At 73.5% G+C, this 4,502-nt stretch carries 5 protein-coding genes; all 5 read right to left on the reverse strand.

Features of this window, described 5'->3' with window-relative positions; genetic code table 11:
* Positions 1–46: 46 nt before the first annotated feature.
* The gene (locus tag ACFVYK_RS37775; protein WP_389781264.1) at positions 47–256 is read right to left on the reverse strand and encodes a CDGSH iron-sulfur domain-containing protein; all 210 of its coding nucleotides are present in this window, start codon (positions 254–256) and stop codon (positions 47–49) included.
* A gap of 58 nt (positions 257–314) precedes the next feature.
* Entirely contained in the window at positions 315–1,364 is a 1,050-nt protein-coding gene (locus ACFVYK_RS37780) for an iron-containing redox enzyme family protein (protein WP_389781265.1), read from the reverse strand.
* 88 nt (positions 1,365–1,452) lie between these two features.
* On the reverse strand, positions 1,453–1,647 hold the full coding sequence (locus tag ACFVYK_RS37785) for a hypothetical protein (RefSeq protein ID WP_389781266.1): 195 nt from the start codon (positions 1,645–1,647) through the stop codon (positions 1,453–1,455).
* Positions 1,648–1,792: 145 nt separating this feature from the next.
* Positions 1,793–2,806, reverse strand: coding sequence for a Ppx/GppA family phosphatase (locus ACFVYK_RS37790; RefSeq protein WP_389781267.1), 1,014 nt, complete (start codon positions 2,804–2,806; stop codon positions 1,793–1,795).
* 136 nt (positions 2,807–2,942) lie between these two features.
* Positions 2,943–4,445 (reverse strand): MFS transporter, encoded by a 1,503-nt coding sequence (locus tag ACFVYK_RS37795; RefSeq protein WP_389781268.1) that lies wholly within the window; start codon positions 4,443–4,445, stop codon positions 2,943–2,945.
* Between the last annotated feature and the right edge of the window lie 57 nt (positions 4,446–4,502).

The following is a 4,502-nucleotide window of genomic DNA, read 5'->3' on the forward strand; positions in this document are numbered from 1 at the left end:
GTCCCGAGGTGCGAACGCGTGGAGCGGCTCTTTCCCCAATCCGCTCTCAGGAAGGCTTGCGCTCCCGGTCGCCGTGGCTCGTGTCGCACCAGGGGTAGCGGCGGCTGCGCCGGCAGGTGCACAGGGCCACCCGGAAGCGGTCGGAGGCGACCGTGCTGCCGTCCTCCAGTTCCACCTCCACCGGGCCCTCGACGAGCAGGGGGCCGCGGCGCTGGACGCTGATCCGACAGGGCCTGTCAGCGGGGGGGTTCGGCACGGACGACCACCAGTTCCTCGTTCGCCAGCGGATTCATGTCGGCCAGGTACCCCGGCATTCAGGAAATATGGGCCTTTTCGGATTCGGGGCGCACGGCGGCCCGGTCCGCCTCGGCCCCGCCCGGCGCGGGCCGCAGCGAGGACGCGCCCCGGCGCCAGGCGGCGAGCAGACGGTCGGCGAGCCGGTCCTCCAGGAACCCGGTGACGTCGAGGCCGAAGACGATGTCGGGGGCCAGATGCGGCTCGTCGGCGAGCAGGCCGCCGATCACCTCGTGGCGCACGACCTGCTCGTGAACCGCGTCCGCCTCGACGTGCTCGTCGTAGAAGTGCACGGCGGCGGGTCCCGCTTCCGTGCGGCGCATCGCCTCGGCCAGCCGCCGGGAGCCGGGGGAGGAGGTGATCTCCACCGCGGCGAAGTGGCCCACCAAGGCGCCTCTGAGGGACCGGTGCAACCCGAGGAGCGACATCAGGTTGACCGTGGCCAGCGTCTCGGCGCACGCGACGTCCAGGTAGCGGCCGTAGGAGGTGTCCAGGCCCAGGTCCGTCATGAGGTTCGCGAACAGCTGGGCGTGGACGCGGTCGGGGCGGCCACCGCCCCACTCGTCGAACTCCACCGCCGCCATCGCCGCCTTGGCGCGGCCCGACAGCCGCGGCAGCACCCAGGCATGCGGGTCGGCCTCCTTGAGGTGGTACAGCGAGCGCTGCACCGCGTACTCGCGCACCTGCCACAACTCGCCCTCGCCGGACAGGAAGTGACTGACGCCCGCGCCCTCGACGGGCTCCACGAGAAGGTCCGCGAGCGCCTCGTCGACGGAGGCGTGCACCGGGGTGTCCTCGCGCAGGGCGGTCAGGAAGAGGTGCTCCAGTGCGGCTCGCACCCGCAGGAGATCCGGATCCCACTCGCGGTCCGGGGAAACGCCCGCGAAGCCGCGGTAGTGGAGCTCGTAACAGAGGTACAGCGCCAGCTGGAGATCGTCGCCGTACGGGGACGCGGCGGCGACCGTCTCGGCCGCCGGGAGCGGGCCCGCGCCCGACAGATACGCGCGGACCGCTGCGGAGACCGGGCCGCGGGCGGCCGGCAACCGTGGTCCTTGGAGGTCGTGTGCCATGCGGGCCGGGTACCCCGCACCCGGCCGACCACCCCTGCGACGTGCGGCGCACCCGTCCGCCCCGGCATCCGAGGGCCGCGCCCGGTGCTCAGTCGCCCTCGGACTCCTCCTGGGCCCGCCGGTTGGTGGTGAGGGCGTCGGCCGCCTCGCCCCTGCGCTGGTGGCGGTCGCCCTCCGGGTCGTCGACGCGCGTCTCGGCGTCCTCTATCTCGCGCATGACCTCCTCCAGCGCGGTCCGGGGGCGGTCCTTGGCGGCTTCGGGGTGCTCTTCGTGGTCGGACACGGTGGGGGTTCCTTTCCTCGGGGGGTGTGCCCGGTCGCGCTGTTCGACGGACGGACCGGCGGGTGAAGGGACGAAGGGACGGTGGGTGAGCGGATGACCAGGAGACGGCGGTCACGGGTGCGCGGCAGCCCGTGCCTCTGCCGTGCTATACGCCGTGCTGGGCCAGGCGCAGGGGCACCGGCTCCGCGGGTGTGTCCGGCTCCTCGTCGGCGAGCCGGGCGACCTCGGCCCACCAGGCCGGGCCGTCCTCCAGATGGCGCAGCATGACGCCCTCCCGGATCGCCCATGGGCAGACGGTGACCGATCTCAGCCCGGTCAGCTTCATCGCCGTGTGGCCGATCACGGCGCCGGCCAGGCTCTGCGCCGCGCGGGGGGCGGAGATGCCGGGGAGCCGGGCGCGCTCGGCCGCGGGCAGGGCGGCCAGGGCGTCGACGGCCTCCCGCAGGTCGCGGCGGTGCAGAGTGCGGTCCATGAAGGGGCCGTGCCGGCCGGGCGCGGCCCCGCACAGCCGGCCGAGCTGCTGGAAGGTGCGGGAGGTCGCCACCGCGGTGCGCGGCCCCTCCCAGCGGATCCGGGCGGCCACGTCCCTGAGCTGGTGGCGGATCCGGCGTCGGGCCGCGCGCAGCAGCTCCGGGGTGGGAGGGTCCACGTCGGTGAAGAAGTCATGGGTGAGCCGGCCCGCCCCCAGAGGCAGCGACGCCACGAAGTCGGGCAGCCGGCCCCGGCCGAAGGCCACCTCGAACGAGCCGCCCCCGATGTCCAGCAGGGCGAGCGGACCGGAGCGCCAGCCCATCCAGCGCCGGGCGCCGAGGAAGGTCAGCTCGGCCTCCACCTCGCCGGGCAGTGTGCACAGCGCGACGCCGGTGCGGGCCCGGACCGTGCGCAGCACCTCGCGCTGGTTGGGAGCCGCGCGCACGACGGCGGTCGCGAAGCTCAGCGGGCCCGTCGCGCCCCAGCGGTCCGCCGTCCGGGCGGCCGCGGCGACCGCGCCGACGAGCCGCTCCACGGCCTCCTCCGGAATCGGGTCGCCCGGTGCGACCTGCTCGGACAGCCGCAGCCGCCACTTCGCCGTGTGCACCGGCAGCGGAACCCCGCCTGCCGCGTCCGCGACCACCAGCCGGACGGTGTTCGACCCGACATCCAGCACGCTGATTCTCATGGCCCGCGAGTACCCAGGCCAGAGCCCCTCCACTCCGACCTCTGCGCCGCGCGCAGGGCGTGGGGGCGACGCGGCGGGGCCGCCGTCCTCGCGGACGGCGGCCCCTTCCCGGTGCGGCTCTCGATCCGAAGGCCCGTCACATGTGGATCACCGGAGCCGCGTCGGCGTCCTGCTGGGGCACACCGCGGCGGAAGAGCAGGAACGCGATGACCGCGCCGGCCGCGAAGAAGCCGGCCGACCACCAGAAGGCGGTGGTGTAGCTCTCGATGGTGGCGTGCGCCTGGACCAGCTTGTTCGTCGGGTCCTTGCCGGCCAGGTAGTCGGCCGCGGCGCTCGCGGCGAGGGTGTTCAGCAGCGCCGTGCCGATCGAACCGCCCACCTGCTGCATGGCGTTGACGGTGGCCGAGGCGACGCCCGCGTCCTCGGCGGCCACCCCGCCGGTGGCCATCTGCATGGCGGGCGGCATGACCAGGCCGAGACCGAGGCCGGTGACGATCAGCTGCGGCAGCACCGCGCTCAGGTAGTGCGAGCCGACGTCGATCCCGGCCAGCCAGGCCATGCCGACCCCGGCGATCGCGAAGCCCAGCGGGATGACCGTCTTCGGGCCCAGGCGCGGCACCAGGACCGTCGTGCCGACCTGCGCCGCCACCATCAGGGCGCCGACCATCGGCAGGAAGGCGACACCGGTCTTCGTCGGGCTGAAGCCGAGGTTGAGCTGCAGGTAGTAGGTGAGGAAGAGGAACACGCCGAACATGCCGGCGCCGGAGATCAGCACGGCCAGGAAGGAGGCGGCGCGGTTCCGGTCGAACAGGATGCGCAGCGGCAGCAGGGGGTGCGCGGCGCGCGTCTGCCACCAGGCGAAGGCCGCGAGCAGCAGTCCGCCGGCGATCAGGAAGCCCCAGGTCCGCGGCGAGTCCCAGTCGTGGGTCTCGGCGTTGGAGAAGCCGTAGACCAGGGCGAACAGTCCGGAGGCGACCAGGAGGGTGCCGGGGACGTCCAGCTTGGAGTTCGCGGCGTCGCGGTGGTTGGAGAGCAGGATCCAGCCGCCCGCGAAGGCGACGACGGCGATGGCGACGTTCACGTAGAGCGTCCAGCGCCAGTCGAGCGCGTCGGTCAGCACGCCGCCGAGCAGCAGGCCCACCGCGCCGCCCGCGCCGGCGATGGCGCCGTAGACGCTGAACGCCTTGGCCCGCTCCTTGGCGTCGGTGAACGTGGTGTTGAGCAGCGAGAGGGCGGCCGGTGCGAGGAGCGCGCCGAAGGCGCCCTGGAGCGCGCGGGCGGTGACCAGCATCTCGAAGTCGGTGGCGGCGCCGCCGAGAGCGGAGACGGCGGCGAAGCCGACGACGCCGATCAGGAAGGCCGTCTTGCGGCCGAAGAGGTCGGCTATCCGGCCGCCGAGCAGCAGCAGCGAGGCGAACGCCAGCGCGTAGGCGGTGACGATCCACTGCCGGTTGCCGTCGGAGAAACCGAGGTCGGCCTGGGCGGAGGGCAGGGCGATGTTCACGATGGTGGCGTCCAGCACCACCATCAGCTGGGCGAGGGCGACGACCGCGAGGATCCACCATTTTCTGGCGGACGCGGCGGACGCCTCCTGTTCGGCGCCCGTGCGGGTGCCGTCCGTCAAGGTCTTCGGAGACATGGGGAACCACTCCAGGGACACGAGGGCAAAGAACACGTAAACGAAACTGTTTCGTAC

The organism is Streptomyces sp. NPDC058291 (assembly GCF_042880855.1).
Taxonomy (GTDB): Bacteria; Actinomycetota; Actinomycetes; order Streptomycetales; family Streptomycetaceae; genus Streptomyces.